This window comes from Paenibacillus sp. G34, from assembly GCF_056856875.1.
In genome coordinates this window covers 4,805,322-4,827,175 of the sequence record NZ_CM166469.1, presented here as the reverse complement: position 1 = coordinate 4,827,175, position 21,854 = coordinate 4,805,322, and the positions used below count along the sequence as shown (strand labels likewise).

Here is a 21,854-nt window from a genome sequence, read left to right as displayed (position 1 = left end):
CATGAGTATGTTAACAACAGATAAAGTCATCATGAACGCGACGGCTCAAGATAAATACGAAGCTATTCGCATGGCGGGACAGATTTTGAAGGATGCAGGCCATATCAGTTCGGATTATATTGACAAAATGATTGAGCGTGAGGAGATCGTATCCACCTATGTGGGCAATGGACTGGCTATTCCGCATGGCACGAAAGAATCCAAAGCGTTTATTCTCTCCACCGGAATCTCGGTGATTCAGTTCCCGCAGGGGGTTGATTTTGGAGAAGAAAAAGCATATATGGTCATTGGTATCGCGGCACAAGGCGGCGAACATATGGAGATTCTGACGAGCATCGCGGTGATCTGTGCCGAAGAAGAGAATATGGAAGCACTGCGTTATGCGAAAACGGCTGAGGAAGTAATCACCATCCTAGAAAGTGAAATGGAACTATGAAGGCCCTCCACTTTGGCGCAGGTAACATCGGACGTGGATTTATTGGCTTGATTCTGTCCCGTGCCGGATATCAAGTGACATTCTCGGATGTGAATCAGGAATTGGTCAATGTTCTTCGGAAGCGCGGTGAGTATACCGTGGAGCTTGCCAATGAGAGTAAAGATCAGGAAACGGTTACCGGAGTAACGGCCATTGATGGACGAGAGTTGCAGCAAGTTGCTGAAGCGGTGGCAGAAGCTGATTTGGTTACTACTGCGGTGGGCGTAGGTGTGCTGAAGTATATTGCGCCAGGAATCGCCGAAGGTCTGGAGCTAAGACGACGTGCAGGTTCTGTGCAAAAACCTCTGCATATTATCGCTTGTGAAAATGCCATCGGTGGAAGCTCCCAGCTGAAAGAGCATGTGTATGCTTTGCTGGATGAAAAGGCTCGCGCTTTTGCTGATGAATATGTTTACTTTCCAAATTCGGCCGTAGACCGGATTGTACCGATTCAAAATCATGCAGATCCGCTGCATGTACAGGTGGAACCTTTTTATGAATGGATTGTGGATCGCTCCGAGATGGCGCCTGCGTTTAAACCGATGGATGGCGTCGTTTACGTGGATGATCTGGAACCGTATATCGAGCGCAAATTGTTTACTGTTAATACAGGACACTGCGTTGCGGCATATATCGGTTATGTGCACGGGTATGATACGATCCAGCAGGCGATTGCGGATGAAAAAGTAAAATCTGTGGTATACGGTGCAATGCAGGAAACGGGTCAGGTGTTAGTGAAACGCTTTGGCTTCAACCCGGAGGAGCATGAGCAGTATATTGTGAAAATATTGGGGCGGTTTGTTAATCCCTATCTGACCGATGAGGTAACCCGTGTGGGGCGCTCGCCGCTGCGCAAGCTCTCCCCGAATGATCGGCTCGTTCGTCCGGCACTTCTGGCGCATGCGGACCATATGACGGTGACCCATCTGGCTATGGGCATGGCGGCGGCCTGCAAGTTTGATGTGTCTGATGATCCAGAGGCTGTTGAATTGCAAAGCATGATTCGTGAGAAAGGCGTCGCGGCTGCGCTGTCACACTATACCACTATGGATGAGGAACATCCGGTCCTGGTGGAAGCGGTGAAGCAGTACCATCATATGTAATCGGTTAGTATAACAGTAATCGAAGTGAAGTCTGGCAAAGTGTAATAACGAACTTAAGTATCAAATATAAAGAAACCATCCCTTCAAATGAATGATGCAGTTCCATTTGAGAAGGAATGGTTTCTTTTATTTTTTGATCCTAGTTAACAATCAGCTCTTCATACCGCTTATAGCGAATAAGAGCTGGTTATAGCAAAATAGTTACTCATGCTCACGTGCATAGTTCTCCAAACATTGCTGACAAATGCATGACTTGCCGCGCTGCTCGGCTGGAATACGCTCAAACACACCTTCGGGAAAGGAAGCATGGCCGCACCAGCATTCCGAATGTGGTTTACCCGCGGCGTAGGCACATGCATTGCGTTCACCGCAAAGTGGACACATAAGCACATTGACCGTTTTTCTGGTAGTGCTATCCTGCTGATTAAACATCGACTAGGCCTCCTCTTCAGTGTTTTTAAGTCGGGCGGTGGCTATCTATTGATCTCAGTATAACAAATCCAACAGGTATATACCGCACCTTTTAGAGTAATGACTGGTTCAAATTGCAGAGCAGCTTATCGATTTAAATGGAGATTACGCACAGGTTCTTGGTTGTCAGAGTGTGACTTTTCATTCTTTTGGTGGAAGCTCAATTTGTAATCCTTCTACATGTTTACGCCCCATCAATTTGCGTTTTTTACGGTTTTCTTTGCTTTCCAGCACAATATCTAAATCGTAATTACTTGGATACAACTCATCAGCAGAGATGTGCAGGCGCAGACGTTTCTTATGAATTTTTAGTTTGTGTCCCTGAATCATGACCTCAATCTGTCCTCGATTATCCTCTTCCTCGCTTACAATGCCTGCCTGATCCAGATAGGCGACATAGACACGGTCTCCTTTACGAAAAGCACGTAATGGTTCTGGTGGCGGATCGGCGACGGGAGCCTCAGCGTTTGAAGAGATAGCCTCACCCTCACTTGCGACGGCCTCATGTGCACCCTGTTCCATAGATTCAGTGTGTTCCATAGAAACAGGCACGGTAGTATGAAATAGACCCTCTGTTTGTGATTGCGGTTCTTTTGCAACAACCTGCTTCATGTCCTTTGTAATAGCTTCATTTACTACAGATTTGGAACGATCGATAATATGCTTGGGCATGCCCAGTTTGAGCGCGATGGAATAAGCATAACTTTCACCGGCTTCCCCGATTCGAAGTCGATACAGAGGCTGGAGAGATAAGGTGTCAAACTCCATACGTGCATTCTCAAACCCAGGTGTGGCTGAAGCAAAATGTTTAATTTCCCCAAAATGTGTTGTAGCCACAACGGTTGATCCGCAGCGATGCAATTCCTCCAGCATAGCTATGGAGAGTCCGACCCCTTCTCCAGGATCTGTGCCTGAAGCCATCTCGTCAATAAGCACAAGCGTGGAAGGATTTGCCTGCTCCAGAATGGTAATCATATTCCGAATATGTGCCGAGAACGTGCTAAGTGCCTGTTCAAGACTCTGACCATCGCCGATATCCACTGCGATTTGTTCATATACAGCCATCTCACCTCCCTCACGCACAGGAACAAGTAGTCCGGATTGCATCATCAGCGTTAATAGCCCAAGTGTCTTGAGTGCGACGGTTTTGCCGCCTGTGTTCGGGCCTGTAATGATGAGGGACGAATAAGTGTATCCGATGGAAAAATCAAGCGGGACCATGGACGGCCCCATCAGCGGATGTCTCGCTCGTTGCAGGTTAACTTTACCGTTGCTGTTAACGCGCACGGATTGTCCGTCAATAGCTACTGCATATTTTGCTTTGGCAAATAGAAAGTCCAAGACACCAACGGTTTCCGTATTTAAGGCAATCTCTCGGCTGTAAGATTCGGTCAGATCAGTCAAATCGCCAAGAATTTTCATCTCTTCCCTGGATTCCTCTGCCTGTAATGAAGTAAGTTCCATCTGCAGGCCTGTCAGTTCGGCAGGTTCGATATAGACGGTTTGGCCGCTCCCCGATTCGTCGAGTACGCTGCCTCTGACGTGTTTGCGGAATTCTTTTTTGATGGGCAGCACGGTTCTCCCGTTTCGCTGACTCACGACTTGCTCCTGCATGATCGAACGGTGTTTGCTAACCAGGGAATCCAGCTTGCGTTTCATACGTTCCTCGTTCACGCTCATTTTTTTTCGGATGCGAACGAGTTCCTTACTAGCCTGATCCTGAATGCGACCACTGTGGATACAGCGTTCGATTTCGCTTCGCAAGGATTCCATCAGGATCATGGAGGATGCATAACGGCTAACGATCGGAGCAACGCCGGATTTGCTATCCATATACTTCATTAGTTGTGCGCAGCTGCGGAGAAACTGAGCAAGATGGGTGAAGTCACGTTCACTGAACAGATACCCGGTACCGAGCAGGTCGATGATGGTCTCCATTCCTTCCAGCGAAGGAATAGGCACACTCGCTCCGAAACGGACAAGAGCGGTCGCTTCTGCAGTTTCGTCCAGGCGCATCTGAATCAGATGTGCATCAGTCATTGGTTTGAGTTCCCGGGCATAACGTTTGCCGAGATAGGATAGGGCGCAGTCTGCAATGTTTTTCTGAATATGATGGAAGCCAAGACTGGTTAGGGTTTGTTCATTTGAACTCTTGATATTTGCTGTCGTGCTAACGTCATTATTGTTGTTCATGTTTAAATCTCTCCTTCATGTAAAATGTTTTTGTTGTGCTTATATAAATTGAGCTATTCATTTACACGGAAACGAAGAGGACAGAAAAGACCTGAAGAAGCGGAGCGTTCACCTAAAAGCTTTCTGCAAGAAAGCTGCATCGGAAGCATACGCTGATCGTCAGATTTTATCCTTTCTAGAAGGGAATCAAGAAAATCTGGGGATAACAGCGATTGGAAGGTTATTCTGTCATCGGAGTGCATGTGTGAATAATCTTTAGATCAATTTATATAGTCAAAAATATTCCTCATGGAAAACACAAAAAGGGCGGAGAATGAACAAACGTCATTCTCCGCCCTGAACGTATGGGAAAGCAAAGTCCAATAAGGGTCTGTACAAAAAAATCCGCGCTGAACACAGCGCGGAAATAGACCCGGACATAGGCAATCCCGGAGGCGATGTTTGATTCCGCTGTTCTTAACTAAGTACAGGGATATGGCGCATCATGAAGCACACCTATGCTATAACGGCAAAAGTGTCATTTAGAGGCCAAACTCCTGAATATGAAACTTGATTAGTTAAGAACGCTCACCGACATCAAAATCTCTCCTTCGACCTGAGGAATATACAAGTAATATAAACTGGAAATCAATTCAAGTCAACAAATCTGAATAAAGATGTGGACTTGATTATGAATGGGTTTTAAAATAACAATAGTAATTTAATCCAATGTAAGCGATTTTATAAAAGGGAGATGCTCTTCTTGCCTAAATATTTACTGCGTCTGCTCTGCTTTACGATGATTCTTGGGGCCTTGCCGGTCATTGTGATTGGTTCCGTCTCGTATACGATTGCTTCCCGTGATATTGAACAGAAAGTGCGCGAGAGTAATCTTCAGATACTACATCAGACTCAGATGCGAGTGGAACAGGTATTACGAAGTTTACAGCTGTCCTCAATCCAATATGTCAATTCACCTTTGGTGCTGAGGGCAATGAAGCAACCGCTGAATAGCAGCGAATTTCAGGAAATTCGTGATCTGACATCCGGATTTAACAATCTTCAGGCGGTCACAAGTATTGATCAGGCTTACCTTGTAAATTTGGAGCAGGATTGGGTCGTATCGATGCGTTCATTTGGCAAAATCAATGATTTCAGCATTCGAGACCGGATCGGAACTTATCTTACATACACCAACAGTTTGTTTTGGGTAACTCAAAATAAAAGTTCATCGAAAGAGAGCGTACCTGTATCTGCGGGCATGGGTGAGGCTTTAACGGAACAGGCCCCTAGCTTGATCTCTTCGGATAATGTAGTCAGCATGGTTTTTAAAATTCCGATGGTTCCTACAAATGTGAAACCGAAAGGATTCCTTGTCATTGATATTGCGGATGCAGAGCTAAGCAGTTTTTTGAGCCGGAATCCCAATTCAGGTGATTTGTACGTTCTGGATAAAGACCAGAAGTACTTTCTGAATGACACGAATTATGGAAATAAATACGATCTGCTCAACCAAGATATTCAGGAGAAGGTTCAGACAACGGGGGAAGCGCAAGGATTTTACAGTGCAGAAGTGGAGGGCAAACCCGTAGCTGTCAGCTACAGGCAGTCTCCGCTAAACGGCTGGTTATACGTATCGGTCGTGTCGCTCGGACAGATTACAGCCCAGTCGCAAAAGATCGCAGTGGTAACCGGAGTGGCCACGTTAATTATGTTGTTGGTGACAGGACTTGTAGCGATATACGGCAGCAGGCGTATGTACTCCCCAATCTCTAGACTGCTGCAATTTACAAAAGGTCTGGATTCGCCGCTTCCTCCAGCAGGACGCCGTCAGGATGAATTTATCTATATTGAGGAACGCTTGTCCACCCTGTTCAGTTCGGAGAAAACGATGCGTGAGCAGATGAAGGGGCAGCATGTGCATCTTCAGGAATTTTTTATGACCAAGCTGCTGACAGGCAAAATATCGGAAGAGGATTTCAGATATCAGGGCGAATTGTATGATTTCCCGACCGGGTGGTCACATCTGGGCGTACTGATGCTTCAGATTGATACGCTTGAAGGCACGAGATATGAGGAGCAGGATCGGGATCTATTGCTATTTGCGGTCAATAATATGGTAGGTGAGTTATTGCCCTCCGAAATACGTTTTACACCGGTCATGCTCGATGATGCGCAGGTTACCGTGCTTGCTTCTGAACTGAGCGATGAGGTGCAGCTTAAGGAATGGATGCATACACAGGCCGATTGGATTCGTGAACGGATCGTAACCTATCTGAATCTGCCTGTAAGCATTGGTATTAGCCGGGCTTATTCGAGCATTGGAGATACGCCTAGAGCGTATCAGGAGAGCAGGGAAGCTTTGCAGGGCAGAGTCAGCTTGGGCAGCCGTATTATTTTACACTATGAGGATATTCAACCAAGAGGGCAGATGGAGGCCGCGCTCTATACACAGTTGCGCATGATTGAAGATCAATTAGCTTCAGCGCTCAAACAGGGGGATGAAGAGAAAACAGATTTTTATTTTACACAATATTTAGGATTACTGGCGGACAAAAAACTTCATTTCAGTGAGTATCCGGTTATTATGGTGCAATTATTGTCACGGGGTTACCAACTTGTACAGGAGCAGGGCGGAGATGTGGCAGAAGTGCTGGGTGAGAAAGCATCAATGGCCTATTTGCTCAAGCTGTCTACATTGGATGAGATGACGAGTTGGTTCCGCAAGCGATTATTCCTGCCTGTGATTCGTTTCTGGAAGGAACAAGAGGAATCACAATATATGAATATCGCCCGCCGGATGATTCGACTGATCGAGGAACGGTATGATCGGGACTTATCGCTGGAGGCTTGTGCCGAGGAATTGAACTTTCATCCTGTCTATCTAAGCCGGGTCTTCAAGAAGGAAGCGGGCGTTAATTTTACCGAATATCTTGCAGAGTACCGCATGGAAAAAGCCAAAACATGGCTACAGACGACGGATCTGAAAATATCGGAAATCGCCGAAAAATTAAATTACACGAACCCGACAGCTTTTATCCGTACATTTCGCAAAATAACAGGAACAACTCCCGGCAAGTACAGGGAGCAGCAACGTTAGAGAACAAGGCCTGCTCTGCCCGCCATGGCAGGCAGGCTTTTGGCGTTTAATCTAACATTTTTAGAACCCTTTAACAGCATATATGCCAAAGTTAAACCAGGAACATATAGGTTGAAAGTAGTTCATTTCGTGTCTGACCAGCAATTCCAATAACGCTGTAACCCTTGATACATAAGGAAAAACAAGAGGCTAAAACGAGACGATAGCCAGCGATTCGATTATCCGCCACAATGGAGACATGAATTCAGGAAGTGATCTTTTGTAATCGTTTCCAACGTGGGGAGGAAGACACTATGAAAGCCGAAACGGCGGCTCGGACACGGCCCGCTACCCGCAGTGACAAAAACCTGCTGTGGAGGGACATCATCAAAAACCGGTGGCTGTACATTATGCTGATTCCGGGAGTGCTTTACTTTGTTATCTTCAAATACATACCGATGTATGGCATTACGATGGCTTTTCAGGATTACACGCCGTACAAAGGCATTCTGGGAAGCGATTGGGTAGGATTCAAGCACTTCCAGCGTTTCTTTGGTGAACCGCAGTTCTGGACATTATTTAGAAATACATTTTTGCTTGCGATTTACAATCTGGTTTTCTTTTTTCCATTGCCGATCGTACTGGCTTTGATGATGAATGAGGTTCGGCGTGAGCGATTCAAACGTTTTGTACAGACATTGGTTTACGTTCCCCATTTTGTTTCTTGGGTTGTTGTGGTTGGTGTGTTCTACATGCTGTTTACGACAGAAGGTGGTGCAATCAACGAACTGCTCTATAACCTCACGGGACAAAAAATTGCTTTCCTGCTTGAACCAGGATGGTTCCGTACGATGATTGTAGGACAATCCATCTGGAAAGAGGTAGGCTGGGGCACCATTATCTTCCTGGCTGCACTCTCTGGTGTAGACACACAGCTCTACGAGGCTGCTCGTATTGACGGGGCCAACCGCTGGCGTCAAACGTGGCACATTACGTTGCCGGCGATTCGTAGTACCATCATCATTTTGCTCATTTTGCGTCTGGGCCACTTCCTGGATACAGGCTTCGAACAGATCTTCCTGATGCTGACACCTACCAACCGTGACGTGGGCGAGGTATTTGATACCTACGTTTACACGAAGGGGCTTACCCAGGCACAGTACAGTTATAGTGCTGCTGTCGGATTGTTTAAGTCGGTTGTCGGACTGGCGCTGGTACTTGGTGCCAATACTTTAGCCAAAAAATTCGGGGAGGAAGGCGTCTATTGATGCACGGAGGCAGACGCTCTTCATCAGACAGGAGTGAACATTCAGATGCAACAGGATAAAACATGGGGCAACCGGATCTTTGATTTTGTGAATCATGGCTTGCTGTTCTTGATTGGTATCGTAACCGTAATCCCGTTCATTTATATTTTGGCTGTGTCATTTACCAGCCCGCATGAAGTGGCTAAAGGCGGATTCATTCTTTTTCCAAAAGAATTCTCCTTGGCAGCCTACCGATACATTTTTTCCACGGATACATTGATTCGAAGTCTCGGTGTATCGATCTATATTACCGTTGTGGGTACACTGATTAACTTGTTATTTACATCGCTCATGGCTTATCCGTTATCTAGAAAGTATTTGCGCGGACGCCAGCCGATTCTGCTGGGTGTGTTGTTCACCATGCTGTTCAGCGGCGGGATGATTCCCACTTACTTTGTCGTAAAATCCCTGCATCTAACCGATACACTCTGGTCTTTGATGCTGCCAACAGCAATCAGTGCGTTCAACCTGATCGTACTCAAAAACTTCTTCCAAGCCATCCCGGATGAGTTGGAGGATGCCGCCAAAATCGACGGATGTAACGACGTTAGTGTTTTGTTCCGCATTGTGTTGCCATTGTCGATGCCAGCGATGGCTACGTTCTCACTCTTTTATGCCGTGGCACACTGGAACAGTTTTTTCAGTGCCGTCATCTACATCAACGATAGCGAGAAGTGGCCGGTACAAGTGTGGCTGCGTGAAATTGTCATTTTGGCACAGAGCCGAATCGGAGATACAAGCATTGAAGAAACGGAAATCCAGCCGCTTACGATTCGTATGGCCGTTATCGTATTCTCGACTATTCCGATTATGCTGGTCTACCCGTTCCTGCAAAAGCATTTTGCCAAGGGAGTGATGCTCGGTTCGGTAAAAGGTTGATTGCTATGGTATTTAGTGTGAAGCGAATTACTGGATTAAGATCATGATTGCATGCACGAAACTGAAGAACTATAACGTTGTTAGATTTTAGGGCTGTGACTGTATATCTAAAAGGGAGGTTTTCATCAAATGAAGGCAACAAAAAAGAAAGCCGTAGCTGTTCTAAGTACACTGGCTCTGGTGACCGGTTTGCTGGCAGGATGCGGATCAGATGAGGGTAAGGCTGCTGAAGGCGGCGTACAGAATGTATCTATTGCTATTGCGCAGGTGGGTGATGTGCCAAGCAAGGGAAATGATGTACAGAAAAAAATCGAAGAGTACACCAATACCAAGCTCGACATTCAGTGGATTCCGGCATCAGCGTACAATGACAAAATTAATGTCATGATCGCTTCCAGCGACATGCCTAAAATCGTAAAGGTGCAATATAACCCAACGGTAACGAATGCGATGCGAAATGATGTGTTCTGGGAAGTCGGGCCATTGCTGAATGATTACAAAAACCTTTCGGCCCAAAACGGACGTTTCTTTGACAACATCAAGGTTAACGGTAAAATTTACGGCGTGCCGGTATTCTCTGATATTGCACGAGCAACCGTTATTTACCGTAAGGATTGGTTCGACAAGTTGAACTTGAAAGTACCAACAACACCGGATGAGTGGTACGAGACGATCAAGACACTGTCCACTTCTGATCCAGATGGCGATGGACAGGCGAATACGTTTGGATTGATGTTATTCAAAAAGTATAACGAAGATCAGTATTCCTTTACGACTCGCCTTGGTGTAAGTTTTGGTGCACCGAACAAATGGAAGGTTGAGAGTGACGGCAGTTTCACACCAGAATTCATGACACCGGAATATATGCAGGTGCTGGATTTGCTGAAACGTTTGTATGAAGAGAAGTTGCTGAATCAAGACTTCGCTGTATTTGATTCAACAGAAGCGGAGAAAAAGTATGATTCCGGCGTTGTAGGCATGCGTGTTGGTGTGGCACAGAACGGTAAAAGCCAGCAGGAACGTCTTTCCAAAAATAACCCGGACGGCGTTGTGGATATTGCCGGTCTGCTCGGGCCGAATGGTGACCGTGTAGCTGGACAGACAGGAAACTCAGGCATTCTGGCTTTCCCGAAAGCAACAGTAAAATCGGAAGAAGAGCTGAAGAGCCTGCTCTCGTTCCTGGATAAACTGATGGATCCGGAGATGGCAACGCTATTGATGCGTGGTATGGAAGGTAAACATTACACCAAAGTCGGAGACAACGAAGTGGAAATGAGTGATTTTGATGCCTTCCAGCGTGAAGTAAAGCCATATCGGGATAATTTCCCTTATGTTGATGGTTACAATGTACCCAAACTGAAAGACACCGAGCTTGGCGAAAAAGGAACGGCATTGGTGAAGGAACTGGCAGAACATGCTGTGCCAAACCCTGCTTTGACGTTGTATTCGCCAACCTATGGTGACCGCGGAGCAGATCTGGACCAAGTGATTGCCGATGCGCAAACCAAGTATATTATGGGCAAGATTGATCAAAGCGGCTGGGAAAAAGAAATTGAGAATTGGGCTAAAGCAGGCGGAACCAAAATCCGTGAGGAATATGCTGAGGATTACAAAAAACAGGCTCAATAAGGAGCGAAACCGGAGGTTTGATCATGAAGGAAACATTACAACATACACCTATGCGCATGGCCGACCAGTTTATGGAGAGTTATCGCAGCCATGAGCTGTATGCGACTTGGCATTATGAGAACGGTTGTCTGCTCAAAGCACTGGAAGAACTCTATGCTCGTACAGGCGAACAGAGATATTTTGACTATATTCAGGAACTCATGGATCATTTCATTCAGGAAGACGGAACGATCCGTTCCTATACGATTGAGGAATATAATCTGGATCAGATCAATCAGGGTAAATCGTTATTTTTCCTGCTGGAGAAAACGGGCCAGGAAAAGTATCGCAAAGCTTCTGAGTTGCTGATGACGCAGCTGAAAGGACAACCGCGCACGAGTGAGGGCGGATTCTGGCACAAGAAGATCTATCCGTTTCAAATGTGGCTGGATGGATTGTATATGGCGACACCTTATCTGACTCAATATGGAGCCGTGACTGGTGAAGAGAAGTGGTTCGACAAGGCTGCTCTGCAATTGCTGCTGGTGGAAGCGCGAACTCGTGATCCACGCAGTGGCTTGCTCTACCATGCTTGGGACGAGAGCAAAGAGCAGCGCTGGAGTTCAGGAGAGACGGGATGTTCGCCTCATGTCTGGAGCCGGGCTGTGGGTTGGTACGTGATGGCCGTTGTAGATACACTGGATTATTTGCCAGTTGATCATGAGCAGCGTGGACAGATTATCGGTATTTTCGAACGGCTCGCGAATTCGCTTGTTCATGTACAGGATCAGCAGACCGGATTGTGGCCGCATCTGCTGGATCAGCCAGGACGGGAGCGGAATTATCTGGAGGCATCGGGAACCTCAATGTTTGTGTACGCACTGGCTAAGGGTGTACGTAAAGGGTACTTGAGCGGAAAGTTTAAAGCCATTGCGGAAAAAGGATACCAGGGTCTGCTACAACATCTGTTGGAAACAGACCAGGAGGGTGTGCTCTCCCTGACACAGTGCAATGGGGGGGCTGGCCTTGGAGGAACTCCGTATCGTGACGGGTCCTACGAGTATTATGTAACTGAATCGATTCGGATCAATGATCCAAAATCGGTTGCTCCGTTTATTTTGGCGGGGGTAGAGATGGAACTGGCATAATGCCGGTTCTTTTCTCCCAAAGATTATGATAGCGCATACATTACGAGGATGAAGACATCTAAACTTATATATGATTGAGGAATGAGGGCAAGTTCGCTGAACATTAGGTTTATCCAAAAGGAGAGATGGTTCATGAGTCCAAAAAGTCCAAAAAGTTCAAAGAGTCCAAAGAGTCCTATGTTTCGCGTAGGTAGCTTCGTCATCGTTGGTGCGATGTCTGCCGGTTTGCTGGCTGGATGTGGGGGAGAAAAAGCTCCAGCCGCCGGGGAAGGCAAAATGCCCATTTCTATTTCTTTGATGCAGGTGGGTGATGTGCCCGCCAAGGAAAATGCAATTGAGAAGAAGATTGAGGAATACACGAATACGGATGTAAATGTGCAATGGATTCCGCAATCGGCGTTCGACGACAAAGTAAATGTCATGGTGGCATCAGGGGAGATGCCAACGATTATGCGTGTCAATTACGTGCCTACAACATTTAATGCGGCAAAGACAGGACTGTTCTGGGAACTCGGGCCTTATCTGAAAGATTACAAAAACTTGTCTGCCCAGTCGGAGGCTCATTTTAATAACATCAAGATCGAAGGTAAAATCTACGGCATCCCGAATTTCCGGGATATCGGACGAACGGCGATCGTATATCGGAAAGACTGGTTTGATAAGCTGAAACTGGATATCCCGAAAAATCTGGATGACTGGTATGAGGTTATGCGTTCCATCCGCAAAGACGACCCGGACGGTAATGGCAAGGAAGATACGTATGGTGCGCTGTTATTCAAAAAGTATAACGAGGGCGTATCCTCGCCGCTGACCCGGATTGCTGTAAGTATTGGTGGAGTGAACAAATGGGGCGTGGACGATGCTGGTAAATTAACTCCAGAGTTCCTTACTCCTGAATATGTAGATACGATGAAGCTGTTCAAGCGACTGTTTAATGAAGGGCTGATCAATAGTGATTTTCCTGCACTGGACCCATCGGATGCGGACAAAAAAATGGATTCAGGTCTCGTTGGCATGAAACTGAACGGTGTCGCCCAGAACGGAAAATCGTCCCAGCAGCGGCTTACACCTAACGCACCGGACGGTGTCATTGATGTAGCGCCGTTCCAGGGGCCAGATGGCGTTCGCATTGCGGGCGAGCCTGGAAACTACGGTATGCTAGTCATCCCGAAAGCATCTGTCACCGATGAAGAGCAACTCAAGAAGGTACTTACATTCCTGGACCAACTAATGGACGAGGAACTCAGCACGCTGCAACTGCGTGGATTGCTCGATGTACATTATGCCAAGACCGCTGACGGTAAAACGGAAATGAAAGACTTTGATGCTTATCAGCGGGAGGTCAAACCATATCGTGATAATCTGCTGAGTGTTGAAGGGTACAATGTACCTGAACTGGTCGATGTTCCTATTGGTATGAAAGGCACGAAAATGGCTCGTGAGAACGAACAATATGCGATTGCTAATCCTGCACTTACTCTCTCTTCCGTAATCTACACGGAGCGTGGTCAGGAATTGGATCAGATGATCTGGGATGCGCAGACCAAGTACATTATGGGCAAGATCGATGATGCTGGCTGGGAGCAAGAAATTGCTAATTGGAGAAAAGCAGGCGGTGACCAGTTGATCACTGAACTGGAAGCATCATATAAAGAATTGAACGGGAAATAAATGAGAGTGTAATAAAAAAAAGGTTGATTTCATGCAAAGGATAGGTATATTCTATAAAAGAGTAGAAATTCCATAATTTAATAAGTGAGACCACACCTTAAAGCATAAGGCTATGAATCTGCGGATTCATGGCCTTTTTTTATGTTTTTAGGGTGGGAAGTAGGTCTTTGGAAGGGGGAGATGCTCACCTTAGGATCATGGGGGATATGAAAATGATACCAAAATACTAGACAAACATGGTAGAATATTGATTATTATTCCAAATTTAGGTTTTTGATTTTGTTTGATAAGCATGTCAGTTGTTAGAGCAATTGAAGCATCCCCATACTAAGGTACATAGGAGTGTGAACAGAATGAACAAGGAACAAATAGTTCAAGGGAAGAAGAAAAGAAGATTCGTTTATATGATTGGGCTTTTAACAGCTGCCGTGATGGCGGGAACAAGTTTTTCTTTTGGAATAGAGTCTGGGCAGTGGACAACAGCGGCGAATGCAGCTGGAGTGAAGGACAGTGCAGTGAGTAAATTCAGCGATATCAAAGGACACTGGGCTCAGGCAACGATTGCCAAAGCATATGAGAGAAAATTGATTTCCGGCTATCAAGATGGCACTTTCCGCCCGAATGGTAAGATCACCCGCGGGGAATATGCAGCAATACTAGCTCGCGCGACCAGAATCGATAACGTTCAGGGGCAGGAACAGTTTTCCTTCACCGATCTTCAAGGACACTGGTCTGAACCAGCAGTGCGTCAACTGGTTGGACAAGGTTTTATTGACACAGGTGATTATGCGGGCGGCTTTAAGCCTAATACCGAGCTGACACGTTATGAGATGATGAAGTGGATTGCAAACGGACTGAGCAAGTCGGACAGCAGTTTTCAAGATGCTTTTAATGATACGAAGAACACTTTACTGCCTACCCCGGAAGTGAACCGCGGAACAATCCGGAATGAACAGATTCCGTATCTTGCTCTAGTGCGTGGAACAGGCATTGTAGGTGGATTTCAGGATGGTACATTAAAACCGGCAGAACCGACGACTCGGGCCGAGGTTTCCGCTATATTGCTTCGCTACATGGACGTGGAAGGCACGAATGCTTCAAAGTACAGCGACCTGAGCGAGATGCGGGAAGTGGGCACGACAGGTACGAATTTAACGACGATTAGTAATTATAAGTATATTAAGGGAAGTTTCAAAGATATCGTCAACACGGAGTATACACTTAAAAATAATGTTGGTGTCATGAAATATCATAGGTTTATTGTCGTAGACACTCGAGGAAAACAAGCTAGGGGCATATACGCTGGGTTGTTTATAGATCAAGAAAACTTGACTAGAGCTCAGGTAGGTCGCTTCTCCACGTATGCTGATATTACATTTACATCTAAATTGGAGAAGTCGAATCTTTTAACTTTCGCTAGAGCAAATAATAACAGAGCTATACCAGTCCAGCGATTATTTAATGAGGAGTATTTGAAGCAGAAGGGATTTGTTACATTACCTGATGATACAAGCAAGGTTTTAAAGAAAGATATTCCATTAAGATTTTGGACATCACATACTTTAGACGCTGTACAAGGCGGATATACGATAAAAGATGATGCAGGTAAAGAAGTTCAGATCTATCAATAGAATTTTTGGTGGTGATTAAATTAAATAAAAAAATTTCTTCTATAATTAATATCCAGTGTTTAATTAGAACTTGTTTTATCGCGTGTTTTATAACTTTGCTATATTATTTCTCAAATTATATTTTTGGGGTTAATGCTGCAATAGAACAATATGGGCCTAAATTCATGAAGGGTTCGGCAGTAATTGTAGATGCAGAAGAAACAGAGGGGAAACCGGGTGTTTACTGGTATCAACTTGATTCAGGCAAGTTTAGGGCGGAATATCAAGGCACTTACAAAGATGTAGCTAACGGAGGAACAGATGAGGACGCTTACCCTGTAAAAACAGAAATACCAGACAACTTGAATATGAGACGATGGCCACCAGAAAATTGGAAATCCTATAGAGGGAATAGTATTAAATCCTCAATGGTCACAGATATTAAGTTAAAAGATGATCCTAATGGTGTTAGATATCAGCAAGTTAACAGCTATGAAGGAATAGGGATTCCACGGGTTACGAGTGAGAGTAATGCAGATATTCGAACATACACTGGTAAGGGGTTTACTTTTTTTGAAAGAGAAAAATTTGGAACTAGACCAGGAGGTAAGCCAAAGTTTAGAATGGTGTACCACACGCCCGTCAGTATCTTTTGGGAGGGAAAGATTTATGAAGAAAAAGAAATCGATGTTACACCTGACACTACCCTCACAATGGGCCAGACTAAACAGATGGTGGCCAAAGTCAAGACCAAAGGCTATGGCTCAACAACATGGGGTCAAGGTGTTGATGTATCTGGCAGGGAGACAGAGATTAAATGGTTTTCCTCAGACGAAACGGTGGCAAGCGTTGAACTGAAGACAGGTATGTTAAAAGCGGAAAGTCCAGGAACGGTCACCGTACGTGCAATCTGGAACAACGGTACATATCTTATTTCAGATACAGCTACAGTTAAGGTGACATCCGAACCAGGACTCGTGGTGAATCTGCCGAATGCCTGTAAGTCCAGCACAAAACTCCTGCAGGCAGAGGCGGTGCTTACCAAATCGGATCGAAGTATCCATAAATTGACGATACATCCCAAATTGACCTGGAGCAGTTCGAACTCTGCTGTGGCAACAATCGGTGCCGATGGCAAAATTACAACAAAAGGCATAGTGGGTACTACGATCATAAGAGCTCATTTCTTGGATACTACCCAGCGCATAGACGAGAAGGCTGAACAGGAACTGGAAGTCAAGGATTGCTCTAATGGCGGAGATGGAGGAGACACGGGCGGTGAAGATCCAGGAAATGATCCTGCAAATACTTGTCCGGTGAGCATCAGTCCACCAAGTCGAGGCGCAGTACTTGAAGCTAAAGTGATGGACCCTTCGGTTCGAGCTATACTCAAAGCAGACATCCGGGGTGCTGAGAAGTTCGATGTGACACGAGGCATCCCAACGTCGGAAGATCTGTATGCAAATGTTTTCGCCAAAGGATATTTGTTTCAGCACCGATGGGTTAACATGACGGGCACAGTGACCTACGATGTTAAAGTCAAGAAGATGTATCACAAAACGTGGACCATTCCAGGACGTCCATCTAGCGGCAAGGGGGACCCAGGCACACAACCAGAGCCCAAAGAACGTGATGTGCCAGGTGATCAAAATATGCGAGTAACAAGGGATTATAGTTACTGGCAGATTGATAACTTGGAGGTTTACCAATTAAATGAAGCTAAAGTTTCTAACTATGCGCTTGGTGGTTACGGAGGTATGGTTACGCTAACGCCAAATTCATACACACCTCCGACTTTACAATCCATGACGGATACTGCTGTGCAGAGCCATGTCAAACCCTCGCCATGCCGTGAGATTGATCTGGGTACCCAGACTGTCCCGGGGGGTTCCACTGAACCGCCTACACCGATGGAAACTTCACTTTTTCAAGCAGAAGCAGAAGCGGTGGTTCAGGAGAATACGGTTAGCAATGACAAAGTGATTTTTAATAGTGAAACTATAATGGATGCTGGCCCAGCTCAGAAGGAAGCCCCTAGACCTGGAATGATTCCGCAACCTCATATGATCGGGGATGATGTGTTATATCAGAATAGGTTAACTATTCAGAACACATTGATTAATAAAGCCGACCAGCCCACCACAGGTGAAGTGACTTACGGACTACTGCCTGAAAACGTAAACGGTGGACAAAATCAGCGGTTTTCAATTCCCGGAATCAATCCAATCACGGTACATACACCTGTGGTTAACTACGCTTGGGTGTCGGATGACCAGCCGCATAATCAGAAAACGACGCCAGATCCCACTCGATCGGCATTGATTCTGGAGCGTCCATTCCTGGTGCGCATCCCCACGTCAGGACAGCATTTAGATGCATCTCGTTATCCGGGATACGGAAATCGTGATTACGCCAAATATTTTCGCACTAAACAGGTGCGTTTTCCGTTCGATGTCTACACAGATGGCAAAAGTAACTTTGTTCCAGCCAATAGCTGGATTGATATTCCGGTCAACCAACTGGACACCTCTTTTGTGCTCCCCGTGTGGATTGATGAAGGAAAATATCAGATTGAGTTCCGTAACATGGCAGAAAATGCACCTTTGCCGTTTACAGAGCAACCGGATGCCAATACAGATCTGACACATCATGTTGCTGTGGACACCGTAGCTGTGGAGGTCATTGGGCGGTTGTATGATTTTCGAATCACAGATATCGCGGACTATCATTGGGAAAAGGTGTTTCGTCAAAGACCAGGAAGTCCCGAGCCTACGGGTGTTAACTACTGGACAGGAACAAATGAAATTGATGGAGATCCGAGAGGGAACTTGGCTCCGTATGTTTTACCGATTCGTCCAGGTAGCCATCCCGTGCAGGGATTCCGCAATGCTGCTGTGAAGACAGGTTACCACTTCAAATTTGATGTGAAGACCAAAGGCAATATGTTTGGCAAACAGGACGGTATCCGAATTACGCCAAATTTCTTTTTTGTAAGTAAAGACGGGACCAAGAGACAGGAAGTGGATCTGTATTATCATCGTGGACGAGAGCAACTTATTCGTATTGGATCTGAACAAGACACGGAGAAACGTTATGTTATCCTGAACGCAAGGCTACGTAACGTACCTGGAACAGAACTCGGCGATACAGCGCGTTATCAGTACACTCATCAATGGACAGAGGAAGAGCGTAAATTGTATACGCTGGAACAGGCGATGGTTCGGTTCGTGACCCAGACCTCATTTCACAAAACCTGGACAGGGCGTTACAACTGGATGATTCTCCCCTCACCAATTCGTACACTCATCGGCCCCAAAACTGATCTTCCTTCTGGTGTGGATATATACCGGGCGAATGCCGCGATACAGCGCTGGTACGGAGAATATAGCTTACCGGCTGATGTATATGCGGTACCCAAAGACACAAATTTGGAGCACCTGGCACGTGGAACTCTACTGGATGATAAGGCCCCTATATTCCTGCAAGATGGGTATATCGTCGTGAATTTTAATCTGGAAACGTTACAAAATGGGAATTCATTCGCGCCTCATCTGCAATATATCCACGCACCATTAATGAATCAGTGGAAACTGGAGGGTTTTAACGCGAGCCCACTGGATGGTCAGGGAACAAGGCTGGTGAGGGACGGAGATGTGGTATGGTATCATGCCGATCAATCCAGCCGTGATGATTTTCAATCTCAGGTGCCTCATTAAAGAAGCGACCAGTTGGGAATTGGAAGTTTATTGAACATGTGAAGCAGTCGTGATGAGTTTCCACATCACCTCTGCTTTTTTTTTTGTATGAGCACATTATGCTTGGCCTTAGGAACGGGTATAAAGGGTAAGGAGCATTTGTTTTTTTATATACACTACGCTCTGCGAGAGGGGAAACGCTATGATTGACGATCTTCAGAAACAGCAACAGCAGACAGCTGAGAAAACGAACACAGCCTCGGACTTGAATACATACGAAGAGGGGGATCTGGGTGTAACCCTTGAACCGAATTTCTGTTCTTTCAAGGTTTGGGCTCCAACTGCGTTTCAAATGGAATTGCTTCTATACCTACCCCTCACAGGTGGAAATCCCGATGACATCCCGAACGCATTGAAGCAGAGCACCATCCCAATGCATTCCGGTGAACAGGATGTGTGGCTTTTAAAAGTGGAAGGGGATTTACGAGGTTATCGTTATATGTTCAAGCCAACTTTTGCCGATGGAACATCAACAATTGCGGTTGATCCTTACGCGCGAGCCGTAACCATGAACGGAGAAATGGGTGTCATCGTGGACATGGAAAAGACTCACCCTGAGGGATGGCAACAGGATAACCGTCCCGAATTGAATCATCCTACGGATGCGGTCCTGTATGAGCTACATGTTCGGGATTTTTCCATTCATGCTTCTTCCGGGATTACGAACAAAGGAAAGTACCTGGCTTTCACGGAGACGGGGCTTCGAGATACAGAAGGCAATACGCTTGGAATTGATCATTTGGTTGAGTTAGGCATTACGCATGTACACCTGCTACCTGTATTTGATTTTGCTACGGTAGACGAGTCGAATGTAGATGATGATCTTAAGGATGCTTCTAACTATAACTGGGGTTATGATCCGCTGCATTACAATGTGCCGGAAGGCTCCTATGCCACGCGCGCCGATGAACCTGAAACGCGAATTCGCGAATTCAAGTCGATGATTCTTGCACTTCATCGTAAAGGGATAGGTGTCATTATGGATGTAGTGTATAACCACACATTTGATACAGCGGAGAGTTCATTTGAAAAGCTGGTGCCGGGATACTATTATCGTCAGCATGCCGATGGAACGTATAGCAATGGTTCAGGAACAGGCAATGAAGTGGCAACGGAAAGAGCCATGGTTCGTAAATTTATTATCGATTCGGTTCGTTACTGGGCAGAGGAATATCATGTGGACGGGTTTCGCTTTGATCTGATGGGGCTGATCGATATTATCACGATGAAACAACTCGCATCTGAGCTTCATACTCAGGTATCCCCTTCCATCTTGTTATATGGTGAGCCTTGGGGGGCGATGGAATCTCCCTTGGGTGATGAGATGACATTGAAGGGAACACAGCGTGGAGCAGGATTTGCAGTGTTCAATGATAATTTTCGCGGTGTCATTAAAGGAGATAGCGATGGAGACGGCAAAGGATTTGCAACAGGTGAAGATGGGAAAGAAGCGGAGTTATGGACAGGTGTGCAAGGGGCGATTCATGACTTTACGGAAGGTCCCGCTGAGACCATTAATTATGTAACCGTGCATGACAATCTCAATTTGTGGGATAAGGTGGCGCGCACGCAAGGGTTACAAGATATGCTGGGTTTTCTGACGTATAAGGAAGATGGGAGTATCCGAGGGTTCGACAACGTCGAAGACGCTGTTCAAGAGGCCAATCCTTATCTTCAGATCGATCCAGAGCATGTGCTAGAAAATGAAACCGTTAGACGCTGCCTTCTTGCAAACGGCATTGTGCTGACCTCACAGGGTATTCCGCTGATTGCGGCCGGAGATGAGTTGCTGCGTAGCAAATACGGGGATGCCAACAGCCATGAGAGTGGAGATGTGGTCAACGCCATTCATTGGGATCAAAAACAGCGGTTCAAGCCGGTATTTGACTACTATCGAGGTCTGATTCGTTTGCGGCGGGAGCATCCGGCCTTTTGCCTGCGTACACGTGAAGCGATTGAGCAGCATATTCATCTATTGCAAAACGAAAACGGACTACTTGCATTCGAGCTGCAGGGGGCGGCTGTGGACGATACATGGCACCGGATTATAGTGATCTATAATGCTACCGAAGAATCTCAGGCGGTCTCCATTCCTTCAGGTACATGGGAAGTGGTTGTTGAAGATGGACAGGCTGGGGTGGATTCACTTCGCACAATCGAGTCCACCGAGAAAATGGAGGACAGCAATAACGTCCACACTAGGAAGACTCAAAACACCAATAACACCAATAACATCAAAAATAGCTCAGACAAGCACGGTCATACCAACACCCAAGTACAGGTCCAAATGTTATCGATGACCGTAATGTTTTCGCAGTCATCTTGAAGAGAGTCCAGCTTGAACAGGGGGAGAAAAGTCCGAATTGCGTTTAAAATCAGTAACCATAACCAATAACGAAGTTTAATGTGTATAAGTTGAACTATTCATTTACTCTTCAGTCGAAATTCATTTAATCTTTAATGGAGAGAACAGAAAAATCCAGGGGATAACAGGGAATGGAAAGTTATTCTGTCATGGAATTGGACTGTGTAAAATCTTTAGTTCAACTTATATAGTTAAAAGCCATAACGCCCAA

The 21,854-nt window shown here is 45.9% G+C and carries 13 protein-coding genes; 11 read left to right on the top strand and 2 right to left on the bottom strand.

Annotated elements, in window-relative coordinates; all coding sequences use genetic code 11:
* Position 1: 1 nt before the first annotated feature.
* Both AC1VYS_RS21880 and AC1VYS_RS21875 read left to right on the top strand, forming a co-directional pair.
* The gene (locus AC1VYS_RS21880) at positions 2 to 436 is read left to right on the top strand and encodes a PTS mannitol transporter subunit IIA (protein ID WP_482911461.1); all 435 of its coding nucleotides are present in this window, start codon (positions 2 to 4) and stop codon (positions 434 to 436) included.
* Positions 433 to 1,578: a mannitol-1-phosphate 5-dehydrogenase gene (locus AC1VYS_RS21875; protein WP_482911460.1), complete on the top strand. Its 1,146-nt coding sequence runs from the start codon at positions 433 to 435 to the stop codon at positions 1,576 to 1,578. The genes AC1VYS_RS21880 and AC1VYS_RS21875 overlap by 4 nt, the downstream gene beginning before the upstream one ends.
* Positions 1,579 to 1,779: 201 nt before the next feature.
* Here AC1VYS_RS21875 and AC1VYS_RS21870 read toward each other — a convergent pair whose 3' ends face one another.
* Both AC1VYS_RS21870 and AC1VYS_RS21865 read right to left on the bottom strand, forming a co-directional pair.
* A complete protein-coding gene (locus AC1VYS_RS21870) occupies positions 1,780 to 2,010 on the bottom strand; it encodes a cysteine-rich CWC family protein (RefSeq protein WP_482911459.1) in 231 nt (76 codons plus the stop codon).
* Between the two features lie 180 nt (positions 2,011 to 2,190).
* Positions 2,191 to 4,242, bottom strand: coding sequence for an endonuclease MutS2 (locus tag AC1VYS_RS21865; RefSeq protein ID WP_482911458.1), 2,052 nt, complete (start codon positions 4,240 to 4,242; stop codon positions 2,191 to 2,193).
* Positions 4,243 to 4,984: 742 nt separating this feature from the next.
* Between AC1VYS_RS21865 and AC1VYS_RS21860 the strand changes: the two genes are divergently transcribed.
* From AC1VYS_RS21860 to pulA, 9 genes are all read left to right on the top strand, one after another.
* Positions 4,985 to 7,321: a helix-turn-helix domain-containing protein gene (locus tag AC1VYS_RS21860; RefSeq protein ID WP_482911457.1), complete on the top strand. Its 2,337-nt coding sequence runs from the start codon at positions 4,985 to 4,987 to the stop codon at positions 7,319 to 7,321.
* A 293-nt stretch (positions 7,322 to 7,614) separates the two neighbouring features.
* Positions 7,615 to 8,568 carry an ABC transporter permease gene (locus tag AC1VYS_RS21855; protein ID WP_441924615.1) on the top strand — a complete coding sequence of 318 codons (954 nt, stop codon included), beginning with the start codon at positions 7,615 to 7,617 and terminating at the stop codon, positions 8,566 to 8,568.
* Positions 8,569 to 8,613: 45 nt separating this feature from the next.
* Positions 8,614 to 9,486, top strand: coding sequence for a carbohydrate ABC transporter permease (locus AC1VYS_RS21850; protein WP_441924613.1), 873 nt, complete (start codon positions 8,614 to 8,616; stop codon positions 9,484 to 9,486).
* Between the two features lie 129 nt (positions 9,487 to 9,615).
* Positions 9,616 to 11,115, top strand: coding sequence for an extracellular solute-binding protein (locus AC1VYS_RS21845; protein ID WP_482911456.1), 1,500 nt, complete (start codon positions 9,616 to 9,618; stop codon positions 11,113 to 11,115).
* Between the two features lie 23 nt (positions 11,116 to 11,138).
* Complete coding sequence (locus AC1VYS_RS21840; RefSeq protein WP_482911455.1) at positions 11,139 to 12,242, top strand: glycoside hydrolase family 88/105 protein; 1,104 nt, start codon at positions 11,139 to 11,141, stop codon at positions 12,240 to 12,242.
* A gap of 132 nt (positions 12,243 to 12,374) precedes the next feature.
* On the top strand, positions 12,375 to 13,913 hold the full coding sequence (locus AC1VYS_RS21835) for an extracellular solute-binding protein (protein WP_482911454.1): 1,539 nt from the start codon (positions 12,375 to 12,377) through the stop codon (positions 13,911 to 13,913).
* A 353-nt stretch (positions 13,914 to 14,266) separates the two neighbouring features.
* A complete protein-coding gene (locus AC1VYS_RS21830; RefSeq protein ID WP_482911453.1) occupies positions 14,267 to 15,544 on the top strand; it encodes an S-layer homology domain-containing protein in 1,278 nt (425 codons plus the stop codon).
* A gap of 8 nt (positions 15,545 to 15,552) precedes the next feature.
* Complete coding sequence (locus AC1VYS_RS21825) at positions 15,553 to 19,239, top strand: DUF5704 domain-containing protein (protein ID WP_482915089.1); 3,687 nt, start codon at positions 15,553 to 15,555, stop codon at positions 19,237 to 19,239.
* 181 nt (positions 19,240 to 19,420) lie between these two features.
* Positions 19,421 to 21,604, top strand: coding sequence for a type I pullulanase (gene pulA, locus AC1VYS_RS21820; protein WP_482911452.1), 2,184 nt, complete (start codon positions 19,421 to 19,423; stop codon positions 21,602 to 21,604).
* Positions 21,605 to 21,854: the final 250 nt, after the last annotated feature.

Coding starts and splice junctions, on each gene's coding strand:
- AC1VYS_RS21865 (WP_482911458.1), bottom strand. CDS start 4,242: ATGAACAACAATAATGACGTTAGCACGACAGCAAATATCAAGAGTTCA.
- AC1VYS_RS21855 (WP_441924615.1), top strand. CDS start 7,615: ATGAAAGCCGAAACGGCGGCTCGGACACGGCCCGCTACCCGCAGTGAC.
- AC1VYS_RS21840 (WP_482911455.1), top strand. CDS start 11,139: ATGAAGGAAACATTACAACATACACCTATGCGCATGGCCGACCAGTTT.
- AC1VYS_RS21830 (WP_482911453.1), top strand. CDS start 14,267: ATGAACAAGGAACAAATAGTTCAAGGGAAGAAGAAAAGAAGATTCGTT.
- pulA (WP_482911452.1), top strand. CDS start 19,421: ATGATTGACGATCTTCAGAAACAGCAACAGCAGACAGCTGAGAAAACG.
- AC1VYS_RS21850 (WP_441924613.1), top strand. CDS start 8,614: ATGCAACAGGATAAAACATGGGGCAACCGGATCTTTGATTTTGTGAAT.
- AC1VYS_RS21880 (WP_482911461.1), top strand. CDS start 2: ATGAGTATGTTAACAACAGATAAAGTCATCATGAACGCGACGGCTCAA.
- AC1VYS_RS21875 (WP_482911460.1), top strand. CDS start 433: ATGAAGGCCCTCCACTTTGGCGCAGGTAACATCGGACGTGGATTTATT.
- AC1VYS_RS21845 (WP_482911456.1), top strand. CDS start 9,616: ATGAAGGCAACAAAAAAGAAAGCCGTAGCTGTTCTAAGTACACTGGCT.
- AC1VYS_RS21835 (WP_482911454.1), top strand. CDS start 12,375: ATGAGTCCAAAAAGTCCAAAAAGTTCAAAGAGTCCAAAGAGTCCTATG.
- AC1VYS_RS21870 (WP_482911459.1), bottom strand. CDS start 2,010: ATGTTTAATCAGCAGGATAGCACTACCAGAAAAACGGTCAATGTGCTT.